The 15,170-nt window shown below is 54.6% G+C and carries 15 protein-coding genes and 1 pseudogene; 10 read left to right on the forward strand and 6 right to left on the reverse strand.

Features of this window, described 5'->3' with window-relative positions; all coding sequences use genetic code 11:
- Window positions 1–82: 82 nt before the first annotated feature.
- Window positions 83–1,201 carry an aspartate-semialdehyde dehydrogenase gene (gene asd, locus QLG03_RS23090; protein ID WP_044523352.1) on the reverse strand — a complete coding sequence of 373 codons (1,119 nt, stop codon included), beginning with the start codon at window positions 1,199–1,201 and terminating at the stop codon, window positions 83–85.
- A gap of 323 nt (window positions 1,202–1,524) precedes the next feature.
- On the opposite strand from asd, the gene QLG03_RS23095 reads away from it, so the two are divergent.
- The 3 genes and pseudogenes from QLG03_RS23095 to fabF all read left to right on the forward strand — a co-directional run bounded on the left by QLG03_RS23095 (window position 1,525) and on the right by fabF (window position 3,593).
- Window positions 1,525–2,082 (forward strand): helix-turn-helix domain-containing protein, encoded by a 558-nt coding sequence (locus QLG03_RS23095; protein WP_255987607.1) that lies wholly within the window; start codon window positions 1,525–1,527, stop codon window positions 2,080–2,082.
- Between the two features lie 41 nt (window positions 2,083–2,123).
- Window positions 2,124–2,299: pseudogene (locus QLG03_RS23100) on the forward strand (EmrB/QacA family drug resistance transporter); the annotation flags it as partial.
- Between the two features lie 19 nt (window positions 2,300–2,318).
- The gene (fabF, locus tag QLG03_RS23105; RefSeq protein WP_087827290.1) at window positions 2,319–3,593 is read left to right on the forward strand and encodes a beta-ketoacyl-ACP synthase II; all 1,275 of its coding nucleotides are present in this window, start codon (window positions 2,319–2,321) and stop codon (window positions 3,591–3,593) included.
- A 261-nt stretch (window positions 3,594–3,854) separates the two neighbouring features.
- On the opposite strand, the gene QLG03_RS23110 is transcribed toward fabF, so the two are convergent.
- Window positions 3,855–4,346: a DMT family transporter gene (locus QLG03_RS23110; protein WP_023289764.1), complete on the reverse strand. Its 492-nt coding sequence runs from the start codon at window positions 4,344–4,346 to the stop codon at window positions 3,855–3,857.
- Window positions 4,347–4,355: 9 nt separating this feature from the next.
- Window positions 4,356–4,790 carry a DMT family transporter gene (locus QLG03_RS23115; RefSeq protein WP_023289765.1) on the reverse strand — a complete coding sequence of 145 codons (435 nt, stop codon included), beginning with the start codon at window positions 4,788–4,790 and terminating at the stop codon, window positions 4,356–4,358.
- Window positions 4,791–4,889: 99 nt separating this feature from the next.
- On the opposite strand from QLG03_RS23115, the gene QLG03_RS23120 reads away from it, so the two are divergent.
- Both QLG03_RS23120 and QLG03_RS23125 read left to right on the forward strand, forming a co-directional pair.
- Window positions 4,890–5,825 carry a LysR family transcriptional regulator gene (locus tag QLG03_RS23120; protein ID WP_255987609.1) on the forward strand — a complete coding sequence of 312 codons (936 nt, stop codon included), beginning with the start codon at window positions 4,890–4,892 and terminating at the stop codon, window positions 5,823–5,825.
- Between the two features lie 251 nt (window positions 5,826–6,076).
- Window positions 6,077–6,433: an ASCH domain-containing protein gene (locus QLG03_RS23125; RefSeq protein WP_072096678.1), complete on the forward strand. Its 357-nt coding sequence runs from the start codon at window positions 6,077–6,079 to the stop codon at window positions 6,431–6,433.
- Window positions 6,434–6,934: 501 nt separating this feature from the next.
- Here QLG03_RS23125 and QLG03_RS23130 read toward each other — a convergent pair.
- Entirely contained in the window at window positions 6,935–7,735 is an 801-nt protein-coding gene (locus tag QLG03_RS23130) for a helix-turn-helix transcriptional regulator (protein ID WP_255987610.1), read from the reverse strand.
- 92 nt (window positions 7,736–7,827) lie between these two features.
- On the opposite strand from QLG03_RS23130, the gene QLG03_RS23135 reads away from it, so the two are divergent.
- A complete protein-coding gene (locus QLG03_RS23135; protein ID WP_186976414.1) occupies window positions 7,828–8,553 on the forward strand; it encodes a type 1 glutamine amidotransferase in 726 nt (241 codons plus the stop codon).
- 171 nt (window positions 8,554–8,724) lie between these two features.
- Here the strand turns inward: QLG03_RS23135 and QLG03_RS23140 are convergent, their stop codons facing one another.
- Window positions 8,725–9,726, reverse strand: a complete 1,002-nt coding sequence (locus QLG03_RS23140) for a LysR family transcriptional regulator (protein ID WP_210726332.1) — start codon at window positions 9,724–9,726, stop codon at window positions 8,725–8,727.
- 98 nt (window positions 9,727–9,824) lie between these two features.
- Here QLG03_RS23140 and QLG03_RS23145 point away from each other — a divergent pair, with 98 nt between their 5' ends.
- From QLG03_RS23145 to QLG03_RS23160, 4 genes are all read left to right on the forward strand, one after another.
- The gene (locus QLG03_RS23145) at window positions 9,825–11,147 is read left to right on the forward strand and encodes an amidohydrolase family protein (RefSeq protein ID WP_101861620.1); all 1,323 of its coding nucleotides are present in this window, start codon (window positions 9,825–9,827) and stop codon (window positions 11,145–11,147) included.
- A 66-nt stretch (window positions 11,148–11,213) separates the two neighbouring features.
- Window positions 11,214–12,413, forward strand: coding sequence for an arabinose transporter (locus tag QLG03_RS23150; protein WP_241509230.1), 1,200 nt, complete (start codon window positions 11,214–11,216; stop codon window positions 12,411–12,413).
- Window positions 12,414–12,468: 55 nt separating this feature from the next.
- The gene (locus QLG03_RS23155) at window positions 12,469–13,239 is read left to right on the forward strand and encodes an SDR family NAD(P)-dependent oxidoreductase (protein WP_180263434.1); all 771 of its coding nucleotides are present in this window, start codon (window positions 12,469–12,471) and stop codon (window positions 13,237–13,239) included.
- A gap of 164 nt (window positions 13,240–13,403) precedes the next feature.
- Complete coding sequence (locus tag QLG03_RS23160; RefSeq protein WP_180263570.1) at window positions 13,404–13,856, forward strand: ASCH domain-containing protein; 453 nt, start codon at window positions 13,404–13,406, stop codon at window positions 13,854–13,856.
- Here the strand turns inward: QLG03_RS23160 and QLG03_RS23165 are convergent.
- Window positions 13,840–15,117 (reverse strand): DUF2254 domain-containing protein, encoded by a 1,278-nt coding sequence (locus tag QLG03_RS23165; protein WP_180263435.1) that lies wholly within the window; start codon window positions 15,115–15,117, stop codon window positions 13,840–13,842. The genes QLG03_RS23160 and QLG03_RS23165 overlap by 17 nt on opposite strands.
- Between the last annotated feature and the right edge of the window lie 53 nt (window positions 15,118–15,170).

The following is a 15,170-nucleotide window of genomic DNA, read 5'->3' on the forward strand; positions in this document are numbered from 1 at the left end:
TGTTTGAGGGCTGCTGAATCAGCAGATAGTCTTGCGCTGGAAAGGTCATTTCTGCCGCAGGCCTGTCAGGCAGCAACAGTCATTACACTTTGCCAAGCAGGATATTTAACATACGGCGCAAGGGTTCCGCCGCGCCCCATAACAGCTGATCGCCCACCGTCAACACCGAGTAGATCGGCTCATTATTTAGCGACATTTTCTTGTAGCGGCCAATACCCACCTGCAGCGAACCGCTAATAGCAGCCGGGGTCAGTTTACTGACACTCTCTGGCTTATTATTGGGGATATAGTTTACCCACGGATGGGAATGGGTCACTAACTCTGCGAATTCCGTTTCGCTGACCTCACGTTTAAGTTTAAGGGTAATGGCAGCGCTGTGGCAGCGGATCACGCCGACCCGAATACATAAACCATTAACCGGGATGGTGCCGGGCGCGAGGCCAAGTATTTTATTGGTTTCCGCCTCACCCTTCCATTCTTCGCGGCTATTTCCATCGCCTAAATCGCTGTCGATCCATGGAATAATGCTGCCCATCAGCGGGACGCCAAAATTCTCCACCGGCATGCCGGCGCTATTAATCAGCTCACTCACTTTATTGACTAAAGGCAGCACGGAACCTGATGCCGCCAGTTCATCAGCGGACAAATGCTGGCTGATATACGCGCTTTGCGCGATCAATTCCCGCACCTGCTTAGCGCCCGCCCCGGAGGCAGACTGATAGGTCATCACGCTCATCCATTCGATCAGATCAGCCTTGATCAGCCCGGCCAGCCCCATCAGACTCAGCGTAATGGAGCAGTTGCCGCCGACAAACAGTTTCACTCCTGCTTTCACCGCACGATCGATATTATCGCGATTAACCGGGTCGAGAATAATGCAGGCGTTCTCATCCATTCGCAGCGCCGAAGCGGCGTCGATCCAGTACCCTTGCCAGCCAGAGTGAATTAACGCCGGATAGATGGCTTTGGTATAATCCCCGCCCTGACAGGTGATGATAATATCCATTTCGGCGAGGGCGCTCAGGGAATTCGCATCTTTCAGTCTGTCGCTTTTACCATTAATAACCGGGCCCGCGGCACCCGCACTGGAGGTACTAAAAAAATGCGCTGAAATATCGTCGAAATCATTCTCTTCGATCATTCGCTGCAACAATACTGAGCCAACCATGCCCCGCCAGCCAACAATACCCACCTGCTTCATTTATTTAACCTTAAAAAGTTATGAGAATATTAATTTGCGTTCGCCATACCTTATATCGTATCCCCCAATAAAGGTCATTACCCACCACATCGATTTTTATGATTATTAAAATGTTTCATCTGCCATCAGCGGTTTTTATCTCTTATTACGGTAAAGCAGAAATAAGCAGGCGGCGGAGACTGTCCCGCTTTCAGCATTCAAAGGAAGAAATGACGTAGCGGAACGCCAGCGGTTGCTCCCCTGACAGTTATCAAGAGTAACTTGCATTTTGATAGTGACTATGTCAATTTGCTGGCAACAGCCACCTGCTCCCTGGACCGCCCATGAAAAATGAACCGCTTTGCCACGCTCCCTGCCCCATCGCCCGTAGCCTGGGCCGCATCGGCGACAGCTGGAGCATCATGATCCTGCGCGACGCCTTTGCGGGCTTTACCCGCTTCGACGAATTTCAGAAAAGCAGCAACGTCGCGCCCAATATTCTGTCGCGCCGCCTGAAGGCGCTGGTCGACGACGGGCTGCTGGAGAAGGTCTGCTATAGCAGCACGCCGCCGCGCTACGAATACCACCTCACCCCGCGCGGCCGCGATTTCCGCATGGTGCTGCTGGCGCTGGCGGAATGGGGTAATCGCCACTTCGCTCCCGAAGGCCGTCAGATGCAGCTGGTGGAAACCGCTACCCAGCGACGGGTGGAGCCAGTCATGGTGGATAAAGCGACCGGGGAAGAGATTATTCCGGGTAAATACGCCATGGTGCCGGGCCCCGCCGCCTCGCCGCAGATGCAATATCGTCATGAATATCTGCTGCGCAAACGCGAAGGCGATAGCGGGCAAAAATTCCAGCCTGAACCCTACAGAGATGCCGGCAATGAATCCGGCCAGTAAGAAAAGCGTCGTCGTTCTGGCGGCCATCTGAATAACGCCAGGATTTTGTTCAGCGCAGCGCGGCAAACTTCGCCACGCGGGGATCTCACCGGATGCCGCGCTGGCGCGGCGGGAGGCGCGAACCCAGGCATTTTCCGATGCGTTCTACCTCATCATGATTGGTTTTTTGCCTGCCGCGCAGCTGGTTCCCTTGATGAAAAAGCCGCCGGCACACTGATACTACAGGAGAGTTAACTATGGGCGTTTCCGTTAAACGCATTGTCGTCACCGGGATGGGGATTGTCAGCCCGCTGGGCTGCGGCGTACAGCACGTCTGGCAGTCGCTGCTGGCAGGAAAATCAGGCATTACCCGGCTCAGCGAGCAGCTGGTCGCGGATATTCCCTGCAAAGTGGCCGGCCAGGTGCCGTCCATTGAAAGCGATCCGCTGCACGGCTTCGACCCGCTGGCGACCATCCCGGCGAAAGAGCGCAAAAAGATGGATCGTTTTATCGAGTTTGCGCTGGTCGCCGCGCGTGAAGCGCTGACTCAGGCCGGTTGGTCGCCGGCATCTGCGGCCGAACAGGAACGCACCGCCACGGTGATCGCCACCGGGATCGGCGGGTTCAGCGAGATCGCCAATGCGGTACATACCACCGATGAGCGTGGGCCGCGTCGCCTCTCCCCGTTCACCATTCCCTCTTTTCTGGCCAACCTGGCCGCCGGGCATGTGTCTATCGCCCACGGTTTCCGGGGCCCCATCGGCGCGCCGGTCACCGCCTGCGCGGCGGGCGCCCAGGCCATTGGCGATGCGGCGCGGATGATCCGCAGCGGCGAGGCGGATATCGCCCTCTGCGGCGGCGCGGAAGCGGCAATACATCGCGTTAGCCTTGCCGGGTTCGCCGCGGCAAGGGCGCTCTCCAGCGCCTCCAGCGACCAGCCGGAAGCCGCTTCCCGCCCCTTTGACCGCGACCGCGATGGATTTGTGATGGGAGAAGGCGCCGGGCTTATCGTGATCGAGTCGCTGGAGCACGCGCTGGCGCGCGGCGCCACGCCGCTGGCCGAGCTGGTGGGCTACGGCACCAGCGCAGATGCTTATCACCTGACCGCGGGCCCGGAAGACGGTAACGGCGCGCGTCGGGCCATGGAAACCGCCCTTCGCCAGGCCGGAGTGACCGCTGAAGAGGTTGACCATATTAACGCCCACGCCACCTCGACCCAGGTCGGCGATAAAGGCGAGCTGGCGGCGATTAAAACGCTGTTTGGCGCCCATCCCGTCGCCATTACCTCGACGAAATCCGCCACCGGCCATCTGTTAGGCGCGGCAGGCGGGATTGAGGCCATCTTCACCATTCAGGCGCTGCGTGACCAGGTGGTGCCGCCGACGCTGAACCTGCATCACCCCGATGAAGAGGCGGCCGGTCTTAACCTGGTGGCGCTGGAGGCCCGCCCGCAGAAGATGCGCTATGCGCTGTCGAACGGTTTTGGCTTTGGCGGGGTTAACGCCAGCCTGTTGCTGAAACGCTGGGAATAATCGTCAACTCCCCCGCCGGCGCTGGCTGGCGGAGGAGCTCCACCCGGACAGCATACGCTGTCGCTGGTATCACTTGTCCACCTTGCTCCTGTGTTCTCTGATGAAGCTAAAAAATTCGCTACCACCGCTGAAGCCGGGTGTGCGGCCCCTTTCTCTTAAGGTCAAAAAATGGGGGGCACTGACGCGTTGCTGCGAAAACGGGTGCGTTGGGGTTATGGCGTCCTGTAGACCAAAACCGATGTTAATGACGAAGACCTGAGCTTATGTGTTAGCGTTTTCCTGCTGCCGGGGGGGTGTCGCCGTTGCGGCTTTTGACCTGCTGCTGGCGTAAATGAAGAACAGCGCGAAACCCAGGCAGACAATGGCGCCGATTCGGCTCAGCGAGAATGGAATCGCCGCATTGCCCAGCCAGCCGAAGTTATCGATCAGCATGCTCATGGTTAACTGGCCAAAAATGACGGCGACCGTAGCCACTGCAGCGCCAATACGCTGGACGGCCAGTACCATAATGACGATATACGGTACGCCAAACATTGCGCCCAGCAGCTGCCATTTAGGCACGTCCATCAGCGTCAGGGTGTGTTTGGGTTCGAAGAAGAAGATCAGCAATCCCGTCACCAGCGCGCCGACAGAAAATGTCAGGAACGCGCTTTTGAATACGCCGACCTTGCTGCCCAGCTGGCCATTGATAGCCGCCTGGATACTCAGCATGGCGCCACCGGCGACGGCGAGCAGAATCATGATAATAGTCATAATGTTACTTTACCCCTGGGCAACCATAACCAGCGCTGCAATGATAAAAATCAGCGCAATGATACGCTTACTGTCAATTTTCCGGCGCGACGTACCGAGCAGGCCGAAGTGATCAATCATCAGGCTCTTGAACACCTGGCCTGCCAGAATGCCGATCATCGTCATGGCGATGCCGATTGCAGGCGTTACCACGGTGAGGATGATGACGTAGATCGGCCCAAGCACACCGCCAAGCAGCTGCCACGCAGGTTGCGCAAAGAATGACGGGCTGTTGCGCGGGCTGAAAAAAAGCATCAGCAGAAAGGTCAGCGCCGCACCGACGCCGAATATGCTAAAGGTAGCCCAGAGGTCACCGACCTCCCCACCCAGTGGCCCGAGCAATCCTGCCTCTATGGACAGTCCCATGCCTCCGGCAATGACGATAAAAATCAATATGAGTTGCATAGCAATCAGTCTCCCGTAGTTCAGGCGGAGAAGATTACGACTTAACATGGATGAGAAAAATGCCATAATGAGATAAACACCTGTGCAGGATATGCATTAATGAATGAGCTCGGGAACATCAGTATTCGCGCCCTGCTGATTTTTATAGACGTTTATGAGACGCAGAATTTCTCTGTGGTAGCTCGGCGGGAAGGGATATCTGCCTCTCAGGTTTCGCGCGTCATCCATCAGATGGAGGATGTGCTCGGGCAGCAGCTTTTTTATCGCAATACCCGGGCGATAATTCCGACGGAAAGCGGCCATCTTTTTATCCGCTATGCGCGAGCCATGACTGGCAGCATGGAGGAGGCGCGGCGGGAACTCAACGAGAGAACCCTTGAGCCTTCCGGAATGGTGCGCATAAACGCACCGGTGTTCTTTGGACAGCGCCATGTCGCCCCCGCGTTACCCGGCCTGACGGCGCGATATCCGAAGCTCAGCATTGAGCTTACCCTGACTGATGATTACATCGATCCGCACCGCGAGCCGGCTGACGTAATTTTCCGCATTGGCGTGCTGACGGATTCCGCATTTCATGCGCGCGTGTTTGGCCAGCAGTTCTATCATCTTGCCGCGTCACCGGATTACATCCGCCGGCACGGCATGTTGGAATCACCCGAAGAGCTGGCGCGGCATAAATGCCTGGTCTATCGCGGTTCGTCAGGACCAAACCAATGGCTGCTGCGCAGGCACGGAGAAGAATGGGTGCACTACCCCGTCTCGCCCCTGATGTCATCGAATAATGCTGAAACTCTGCTGATTGCCGCGCTCGGGGGAATGGGGATTGTGCTGTTTCCTGACTGGCTGATTGGAGACCGGCTGAAGCGCGGCGAGCTTGTCGAACTGCTGCCGGAGCTGGATACGTCCATAAAAACGGAGCCACAGTATATCGCGGCAATCTATCCGAATGCCCGCCACCCTCCTCTGAACGTTCGGGCGATTATCGATTACTACCTGGACGCGTTCGGTTCACCGCTTTACTGGCAGTCTGAATAAGACAGGCGATGTTATTGCTCGTCCTGAAGTTAATTTCCGTTTCTGGCACAGAGCCAACGAGTTAAATGCCCTTGAGGTCCGTTTTGAGCGAAGAACGGACCACACTATCTAAAGAAAGATATCGCTGATAATGTTGGGACCGCTCAGGTTAAAAAAGGTATAACTTTCTTTTCATTGACGATAACGAAGGAATTTTCATGGTTGAAGTTGAGGAAATAAAAAGGAAATATCCAGGCGCAGGGGCCTGGCAAATGGGTGACAGTCCGGAACTGGCAAGCGAGCTTGCGGAGCTGATTAAAAAAGGGATCAAAACGGCTTCTTGCGGATCTTTTGCCTCTTATCAGCAGGAAGCGTCTGCCCCGAGGATTGGGGATTATAACATTATTCTTGATGGCCAGAATGTTCCAGTTTGCGTGATCAGACTGGTTTCGATGCAGCTGGTGCGTTTTTGTGATGTGACTGAAGCGTTCGCCCGCAAAGAAGGTGAAGGCGATTTAAGCCTTGAATACTGGCAGCAAGAGCATCAGCGTTTTTTCATTCGTGAAGGTCATTTTTCTGAGGATATGGAGTTGATCGCAGAAGAGTTTGAAGTGGTTGAGGTGCTGTGAGACAAGGTTAACGGGCTGACGTTTTATCAATCGCCTTGATAACAATATTCGATGCTGGCGCGGAGCGGACAAGCTATCGAGCAAAAGGTCTGGAGTGTGCGAGGGACAAACGGTCAAAAGGAGTTAGAAAAAGCCCCCTTTCATAAACAGAGGGCCACTTGGTTCGCTTATTTCACGGTTTCAATTTTCGGCGGCTGCCAGGTCCCGTCCAGAATCGACTGCTCACCCCAATAAGCGCGAATATACAGTGATAACTTACCGTCCGGTGCCGGCAGCCAGTTATTCACCTTATCTTCTGCTGGGCGCTTTTTGCTCACCACCGCGCTGGCAGGCGCAGGCCAGGCCGCCCGTGCACAGGATTACAGGGGTAAATATCATTCTCTTCCCCAGGGATTTTACGGTGATTCTGTTCCTCGCAGATGGCTCCCCTGCCATCCCCTCTTTGTCGTGCAAAATATCCGAACGGCTGCGATGAGCAAAAAGCGGATATGGTTTCCCGGTTTAAGGCACAAAATCGCGCGGCGTTGAATCAAGAATGGAACGAAAAGCAGCGGTAAATGCCGCCGGGCATGAGAAACCAAGCTGGTAAGCGACCTGTTTGATTGGAACGCCGTTCGCGAGAAGATCCAACGAAGCATAAATTCTGGCTCTCTGCTTCCATGTTCGAAAACTAAAGCCTGTATCCTTCATAAACAATCGGGAAAAGGTCCGTTCCGACATGGCCGACATAAAAGCCAGCTCGCTCAGCGATGCTTCCCAGCGCTGATTGACCAGTAGCGATCTGGCCGCGCTGAATAATCGCTCATCATTCGGCATGGGTAGCGCCATCGTTAAAGGTGGCGACTCGCTGAGAATTTCCAGAAGCAACAACGCTATCTTCCGTTGAATCGGTCTGGCGTAGTCCTCACTGAACAGCCCTGCGATAAGTTCTTTGACTAACGGCGTAGCCGTGATCACATGCACCTGTTGACTCTTCGTAAAGCTCATACATTCTGCGATAAGGCTACTGCTGAAATAGATCGCCCTGAGATCGGTTTGTGAAAGCAGATGGTAACTATGGATATGCAGAGGCGGTAGCCATAATGCCCGCTGAGGAGGGATCACCCAACGGTCACTCTCTGTTTGCACCAGCATCACCCCTCTGGTGGCGAAGAGTAGCTGCCCCTCAACATGATGATGGGGAGGATCTACCTCACCACGTTGATAGCTTATCGCAGTACTGGACCAGCCTGTGACTTCATCATGTCTTGGCGCTTTATCTATACTACCTGGCATTTCAGATTTAGCCCCTGCATTTATCATATCGAAACTGGAACCACCCGGAGTAGAGCCTTAGGCAATGGGTGCGTGACTTATCATTCTGATCGTCAAAGATATTACAGGAGCTTAACCTCATGCGTGTACACTTTATCGTACATGAAAGTTTTGAAGCCCCGGGCGCATATGAAACCTGGGCAATAAACCAAGGTCATGATGTAACTTACTCACGCGTCTATGCAGGCGATCGGCTACCTGCTGACGCCGAAGGCATCGATTTTCTTATCGTGATGGGCGGTCCGCAAGATCCGGACACAACGCTTGAAGCGTGCCCGCACTTTAATGCTAAAGCGGAACAGGCGCTGATTGCTTCCGCGGTTAAAACCGGTAAGGCGGTGATCGGTATCTGCCTGGGTTCACAGCTCATTGGTGAAGCGCTGGGCGCGCCGTTCTCTCATAGCCCGGAAAAAGAGATTGGTAAATTCCCGATCACATTGACCGAAGACGGTAGAAAGGATGAGATGTTCTCACACTTTGGGAAAACACTGGAAGTGGGTCACTGGCATAACGATATGCCAGGCTTGACGCCGGAGGCTAAGATTATCGCTTACAGCGAAGGCTGTCCCCGGCAGATCGTTGCCTATTCAGACCGCGTCTTTGGTTTCCAGTGCCACATGGAGCTCACATTGGACGTTGTAGAACGGCTGATCGCTCATTCTGAGCAAGACCTGAGCCGTGCAGCAGACTACCGTTTCGTTGACACGCCTGAAGCGCTCCGGGCCCACGATTACAGTGAAATGAATCAAGTGCTTTTTGGCTTTCTGGACAAGCTGGAAGCACGTTACAACGCCGCTCAAGCATAATGTCATGCCCGGTGAGCTTGCCATCGGGTTGAGATTGTCATGTCCGGTCCTGGTACAGAGCGGACGAACTAACTGATTTGAAGGTCCGCTATGAGCGAGGAGCGGACCTTCAATCTCCCGACACTTCGGCTAAATAGCTTTCTTCCCCGAAGCAGACTGAATATATGCTTGTCATCGCTGTCCGCTGGGCTGGAACTCTTCAAAATCGTCACTGATTTCAGTGCAAAAATTCAAAAAGGCCTCGACAGCCGCTGGTGCCAGACGACGCGATGGGCGGGCAACGTACAGTGGATAGGTTTCATCCGGCCATTCCGGAAACAGTTCTGTGAGCTTCCCGTCTGCTATCAGGTGCGCGACACTCAGTGATAACACCTGCGCAATACCGGTGCCGCTCACGCAGGCCTGCACCATAAGATCGACATCAGTGGTGATCAGATGCCCCTGTGTCTCTACAGACAGCCATTCCCGACCGCGCCGAAATTCCCAACTGAACGGTTTACCGCTGCGCGGATCAATATATTGAATGCATTCATGCCTGGTAAGATCCTGGGGATTCTGTGGTCTTCCGTGCTGTGCCAGATAAGCCGGCGCGGCTACCGTCAGCACGCGCGTATTCAGCAGCAGCTTTGATGTGATGGTAGAGGGAGGTTGAGGCCCAAAGCGCACGGCGACATCGATCCCCTCCGTCACCAGATCGCCGACATCGGGTTGCTGCACCACCGTCAGTTTCAGATCCGGATGACGCTGACGCAACAGCGGCAATTTGGGTGCCAGAATGTAACGAGCAAAGATGGGATTCACGCTAACACGCAATGCACCACGCACCGCCACGGCAGCACCAGAAACATAGCTTGCCGCTACTTCAATACCTTCCAGATGCGGCGCAGCGCGCTCATATAAAGCCCTGCCTTCGCTGGTGAGGTTCAGGGTGCGCGTGGTGCGGTTCAGCAGACGTACACCGAGCCGTGCTTCAAGCCGATCAATAGATCGGCTTACGCCGGAAGCTGAAAGTCCCAGTATCTCGCCAGCGCGGCTGAAACTACCAGCCTCGACGACAGCTGCCAACACACTTAGCCCCGAGAGAAGTCGTCCGTCAAAACTCATAAGCACCCATCTTTGATTTTTAGCAAAAATAATTTGAATAAAACTACCTTTATCAAAGATGGTGCGCAACCTATTGTGTCGTCCACATCGTTGCGACTCGCAGTTTACCTGGTTCAGGCAGGGTAATTCCGCAACGAACGGCACCCCTTAATTCTGAGGAATACGACATGACAACAAAGCGCACTCTTTTCAAAGGCGGCATTATCCTTACGCTGGATGCCAATGTTCCTAATCTTGACGTCGGCGATGTCCTTGTCGAGGACGATCGGATCGCGGCTGTTGGTCCGGCTCTGCAGGCGGATGACGCTGAGGTGATTGATGCCACTCATCATATTGTTATGCCAGGACTGATTGATGCTCATCATCACATGTGGCTGGGTGTCATGCGTCGCATGATGCCAGATGTGGACGATCTGTTTGCTTACATTGATGTTGTCGCTGAAAAACTGGGTGCCCACTATCGGCCGCTGGACATGTTTCTGAGTACCAGACTGACCGCGGCCGCCTGTCTGGACGCCGGTATCACTACCGTTATTGATGCCTGCCACAACGCGCGCAGCCCGGCCCACACTGATGCCGCGCTGGATGCCCTGCAGGAGAGCGGTATTCGCGCATTACACATGGTGGGTGCGGCGATGGACAAGCAAGCCTCAGCCGCGCATCTGCCGGGCGATCTGCCGCGGCTGGCGCAGCGCTGGAATACCCCGGAAAGCCGGGTACGCGTGGGCCTGTTCGGGCAACTTAATCTGGACTGGTGGCAGGTCGCGCGTGATCTCGACATGCGGATTCTGACGGAATTCATCGGCGATCTGGCGAAGCTCGGCCCGGAATTTGCCAAACCGGGTGTGCTGGGTACGCACAATATATTTAACCACTGTTCTCGGGTTCCGCATGAGACATGGCAGCTACTGGCCGAAGCAGGTGTTAACGTCACCGTTAATCCGCGTTCAGATGCGCTGTTTGGCTTCGACGATGAGAGCTTCGCCTATCAGAAGGCCGTTAATTATGGTCTGACGCCAGCGCTGGGCATTGATCTGGATACCGCGTTTGGCAGCGATATGTTCGGAGAAATGCATGCGCTGTTTGGACAACAGCGCTCAGCGATGCGCTACCGGCGCTTCCGTGGCGAAGAGAGTGTACCGGCGCCTATTACGGTCGCAGCGGTACTGAAGGCGGCAACCGTCAATGGCGCACGCGCGGCCGGACTGGAGGACCAGATTGGCACCCTTACGCCAGGTAAGCAGGCTGACATCATCATGGTACGCACCAGCGGCGTCGCCGTCTTCCCGGTCACGAATGTAACCGGAACAGTGGTGCAGGCGATTGAACGCGCGGATGTGGACACGGTAATGGTGGCGGGACAGTTACGTAAGCGCGCGGGCCAGCTGATTGACGTGGATCTGGCCGCACTGGAGGCGGATACCACAGCGTCCCGTGATTACCTGCTCAAAGCCAGCGGCTGGCATGTCGATCGCTTCACCGCAGCCTGATGTCAGAGCGGCCCGTCGCAGCGGGCCGTATCACACTTTTACGCCTTTCTCGCACAGGAGATTTCCATGCCAGATCTCGCTATAAAGCGGAGCATGCAGGAAAACAATCCGCCCGCGCTGCTTCCCCGCCCGGCTTCGGGCGTTATCGCCGCACTGTTCTTTGGCTATCTGGCGGTTGGCCTGCCATTGCCGGTGATTCCGTTATTCATACATGGTCACCTCGGTTTCAGTAACCTCGTCGTGGGATTGGTGATCGGCATTCAGTTTCTGGCCACCGTGCTCACACGTGGCTATGCCGGACGGGTAACCGACCAGCTGGGCGGCAAGCGTTCTGCACTGCAGGGGGCACTACTTTCGGCGCTGGCGGGTGGGTTGTATCTGACCGCTTCCGCGTCAGATCTATCGCCCACCGCCAGCCTCGGCATCGTCATTGCCGGTCGTCTGATGGCTGGCTTTGGCGAAAGCCAGTTCGTCACGGGGTGTGTCTCCTGGTCGATTGCTTCGGTTGGCCCACAGCGGGCCGGAATGTCGATGTCATGGACCGGCATTGCCATGTTCGCAGCCCTGTCAATTGGCGCGCCGGTTGGCATGGCGCTGTATCAGCATTACAGCCTCGCGGTAGCCATGATGGCCTGCATTGCTGCACCGGTCCTGGCTGCGCTGATCGCGCTGGGCTCTTCTGCTTATGTGTCGCCGGGAGGCACGCGATTGCCATTTTATCAGGTGATCGGACGCATCTGGCGCGAAGGGCTGGGGCTGATGCTGCAGGGTGTCGGCTTATCCGGACTCACCGCTTTTGCCTCGCTGTACTTTGCGGCACACCACTGGCAGAACGCCGGTCTGGTCATGACCGCCTTTGGACTCGGGTTTATTTTCGTTCGCCTTGTCTTCGGCCATCTGCCCGATCGGATGGGAGGCTATCGCGTGGCAATCTGGTCGATGACGGTTGAAGCCATCGGCCAGGCCATGTTGTGGCTGGGCACAAATGAATGGACGGCGCTTGCCGGTGCGCTGGTGACCGGACTGGGCTGTGCGCTGGTTTTCCCGGCGCTGGGTGTCGAAGCACTCCGGCGGGTGCCACCGGCCAATCGTGGTAGTGCGATGGGCGCCTTCGTCGCTTTTCTTGATATCGCCTATGGCCTCTCTGGCCCGGCTGCGGGGTTTATCGCCGGTCATTACAGTTATGCCGCCGTTTATCTCTCTGGCGCGCTGTGTGCACTGCTGGGTGCGCTGCTGGCGAGTGTCTCCCGCCGCGCCCAATTCTGAATATCACGCAGTGCCGTCAGTCGTGTCTGGCGGCGCACTACTCTGGAGAAGTTCTATGTCTCGTATTTTTATTTCCGGCTCGTCCACCGGCCTGGGTCTGATGACGGCTGAACTGCTGGTTCAGCAGGGGCATGAAGTTGTGCTGCACGCGCGTAATAGCAGCCGTGCAGAAGATGCCCGGCGCGCTTTACCGCAGGCCGAAGCGGTCGTCGTCGGCGACCTCGAAACGATTGCGGGGGCGAAGGAAACCGCATCACGCGTTAACGAGCTCGGGCATTTCGATGCTGTGATCCATAACGCCGCAGTGGGCTATCGTGAAGCCAGCCGTGTCACCCGGGACGGGCTGCCGCATGTGTTCGCAATTAATACGCTTTCCGCTTACATACTAACCGCATTGATCGCGCGTCCGCAGCACCTCGTCTATCTGAGTTCTGGTATGCATCATCATGTCGGAGCCTGTCTGGACGATATTCTCTGGCGCAAGCGGCCCTGGAATGGCGCCGACGCCTACGCTGAGAGTAAATTGCATGACGCGATGCTGGCGTTTGCCGTGGCGCGTCGCTGGCGGGACGTGCACGTCAACGCTCTGGAGCCCGGCTGGGTGCCCACCAGAATGGGCGGCCCGGGTGCGCCCGATGATATGGAACAGGCGCATCTGACTCAGGCCTGGCTTGCCGCCAGTGATGATCCGCAGGCAAAGGTAACAGGTAAATATTTCTACCACCTCAAGCGCATGACCGCGAATCCACAGGCCAATGATGTTGCACTGCAGGAGCGGCTGCTTCATATCTGTGCTGAGCTTTCAGGTGTTATGTTGCCGGAGTAAGAAGGAAAATTTAAACACCGTTAGTAGAGGACATATCATTGGCTGTCTGATTCCCGACGGCTCTTTGGCCGGCTGTAATTAATCGTACAGCCGGTTAATAAAGCACTTCATCCTTCAATTATCTACTTTGAGCGATTGGTACTTAACCGAATTGTGGACCCTTGATGTTCACTCTGCGCAAACAACTGGTTCTAAGTGGGAGTAAAACAGCAACCTGCTGTTCGAAAACTTCTTTTCAGCGTGAATATGAACGAGGCGAAGCTCCCTGCGCTGGAAGTTACAATATCATTCTCGACGGAACAGGACAGCCAATGTGCGTGATTCAGACTGTCAGGTTGCAGGTCATTCGCTTTTGTGAAATGACAAGCGAACTCGCCAGCAAAGAAGGTCAAGGTGATTTAAGTCTGGAGTACTGGAAGGAAGGACACAAACGTTATTTTGAGCGTGAAGGCACTTATTCTGAGGAAATGGAACTTGTCTTTGAGGAGTTTGAGCTTAGCGAGATTTTGAAAAAGTCCGACCCTGGCACAAAGCAGACGCCCATTCTCACGCGAATGCTTTGCCCTTTACTTGCCAACAACCGAATCGCTTGCTCCGCAACTATGGTTTTTTATTAGAATCTTCGCCACCAAATAAATTATAATAAATTGATTTTATTAGACATCTGTCAGAATCTATATGGTCAGCACGTGTTGCATGCTCTAATGTTTCAAATGCTAAATTATGCGCGGCCTCAGAAAATATCCCAGGCCAACCCTTACTCAGCATAGACAGTCCTTTAAGGACTCTTATCTGAATCTCCCTCATACTGGCACCATCGCGCGCGACAGGTGAGAAAAAGTCTTCCAGTAGATCGTTATTCTGAAGTGGTGCAACATGAACTGAAGGATATTTCACTTCTATTTCATCAGATTTATTCTGCGCGTAAGTGGAAAGTATACGAACACCTCTGCCAATGACATCAATGGCGGTTCCAGGATCGTTCACTGCGGGGGAAAGGGCCCGGCAGGCTATTTCGGCCATGACGCTAAGACAAAATCGGGGATCCTGAGCAAATGAACGTACATCCGAGACAATAATCGTCTCAAGTAAATCGGCGCTGATTGATGACTCCTGGCCTTGACTCAGGTACAAAACGGGCATGGATGGATGTATGAAACTGCCTGGCTGCGCCACGAGGTATACATGACGGGGATCATTGGTCAGCAGCTTGCTAAGTTGCACCATATCAATATATTCAACATAGCCAATCTTGTTCGGATAAACTGCAACCGTTCCTTTCGGCTGTTCATTGTTCTCAAGCCATGGATATCCGCCGAGAAAGGGATTTCTTGCTCTCGCAATAAATGATTCGATGGCCGCCTGTTCTACTTTTGCCGTTGTCTCACCTACCCTCCCCAGCGAGGTCAAATGCTGTATCCAGCGAAGCAATGTGATGAGGATTAAGGCAATGACAACCAGTGTGACAATGAATAAAATGACTCTCCCCCTTTCTCCATAAGCTCCCATATTGAGGGCAATAATCCCTACCAGACTGAAGAGAAAAGAACCGATGAAGGTGGCCAGTACATTTTGTGTGGTTACGTCTTCAACAACTAAACGCGTAGCTCTGGGAGTCACATTAGTAGTGGCTGAACCGTAGGCTGTGACCATGATACTCAACGAAAAAGTGGTCACTGCCAGCATACTCGATGCCAGTATGTTCAGAATGTTATCGACTGCTTCCGCACCAACCTTCACGGAAACCGACTCAGGTATCATTGATTTAAAAAGAATTGATAAAAGGGCCGTTATTATCGCGACAATGGCGAATAACGTTGCCCTGAACCATAGCTTTTTAAATGTCTGCTTCAGAATCCATTTCCAGCGTGAAATCATTCTGCATTCCTCATATTGCGGCCGGGATAAATAATTGCCGCCCCCAGGACGGC

It is taken from the genome of Klebsiella sp. V115_8 (assembly GCF_029967715.1).
GTDB lineage: Bacteria > Pseudomonadota > Gammaproteobacteria > Enterobacterales > Enterobacteriaceae > Klebsiella > Klebsiella quasipneumoniae.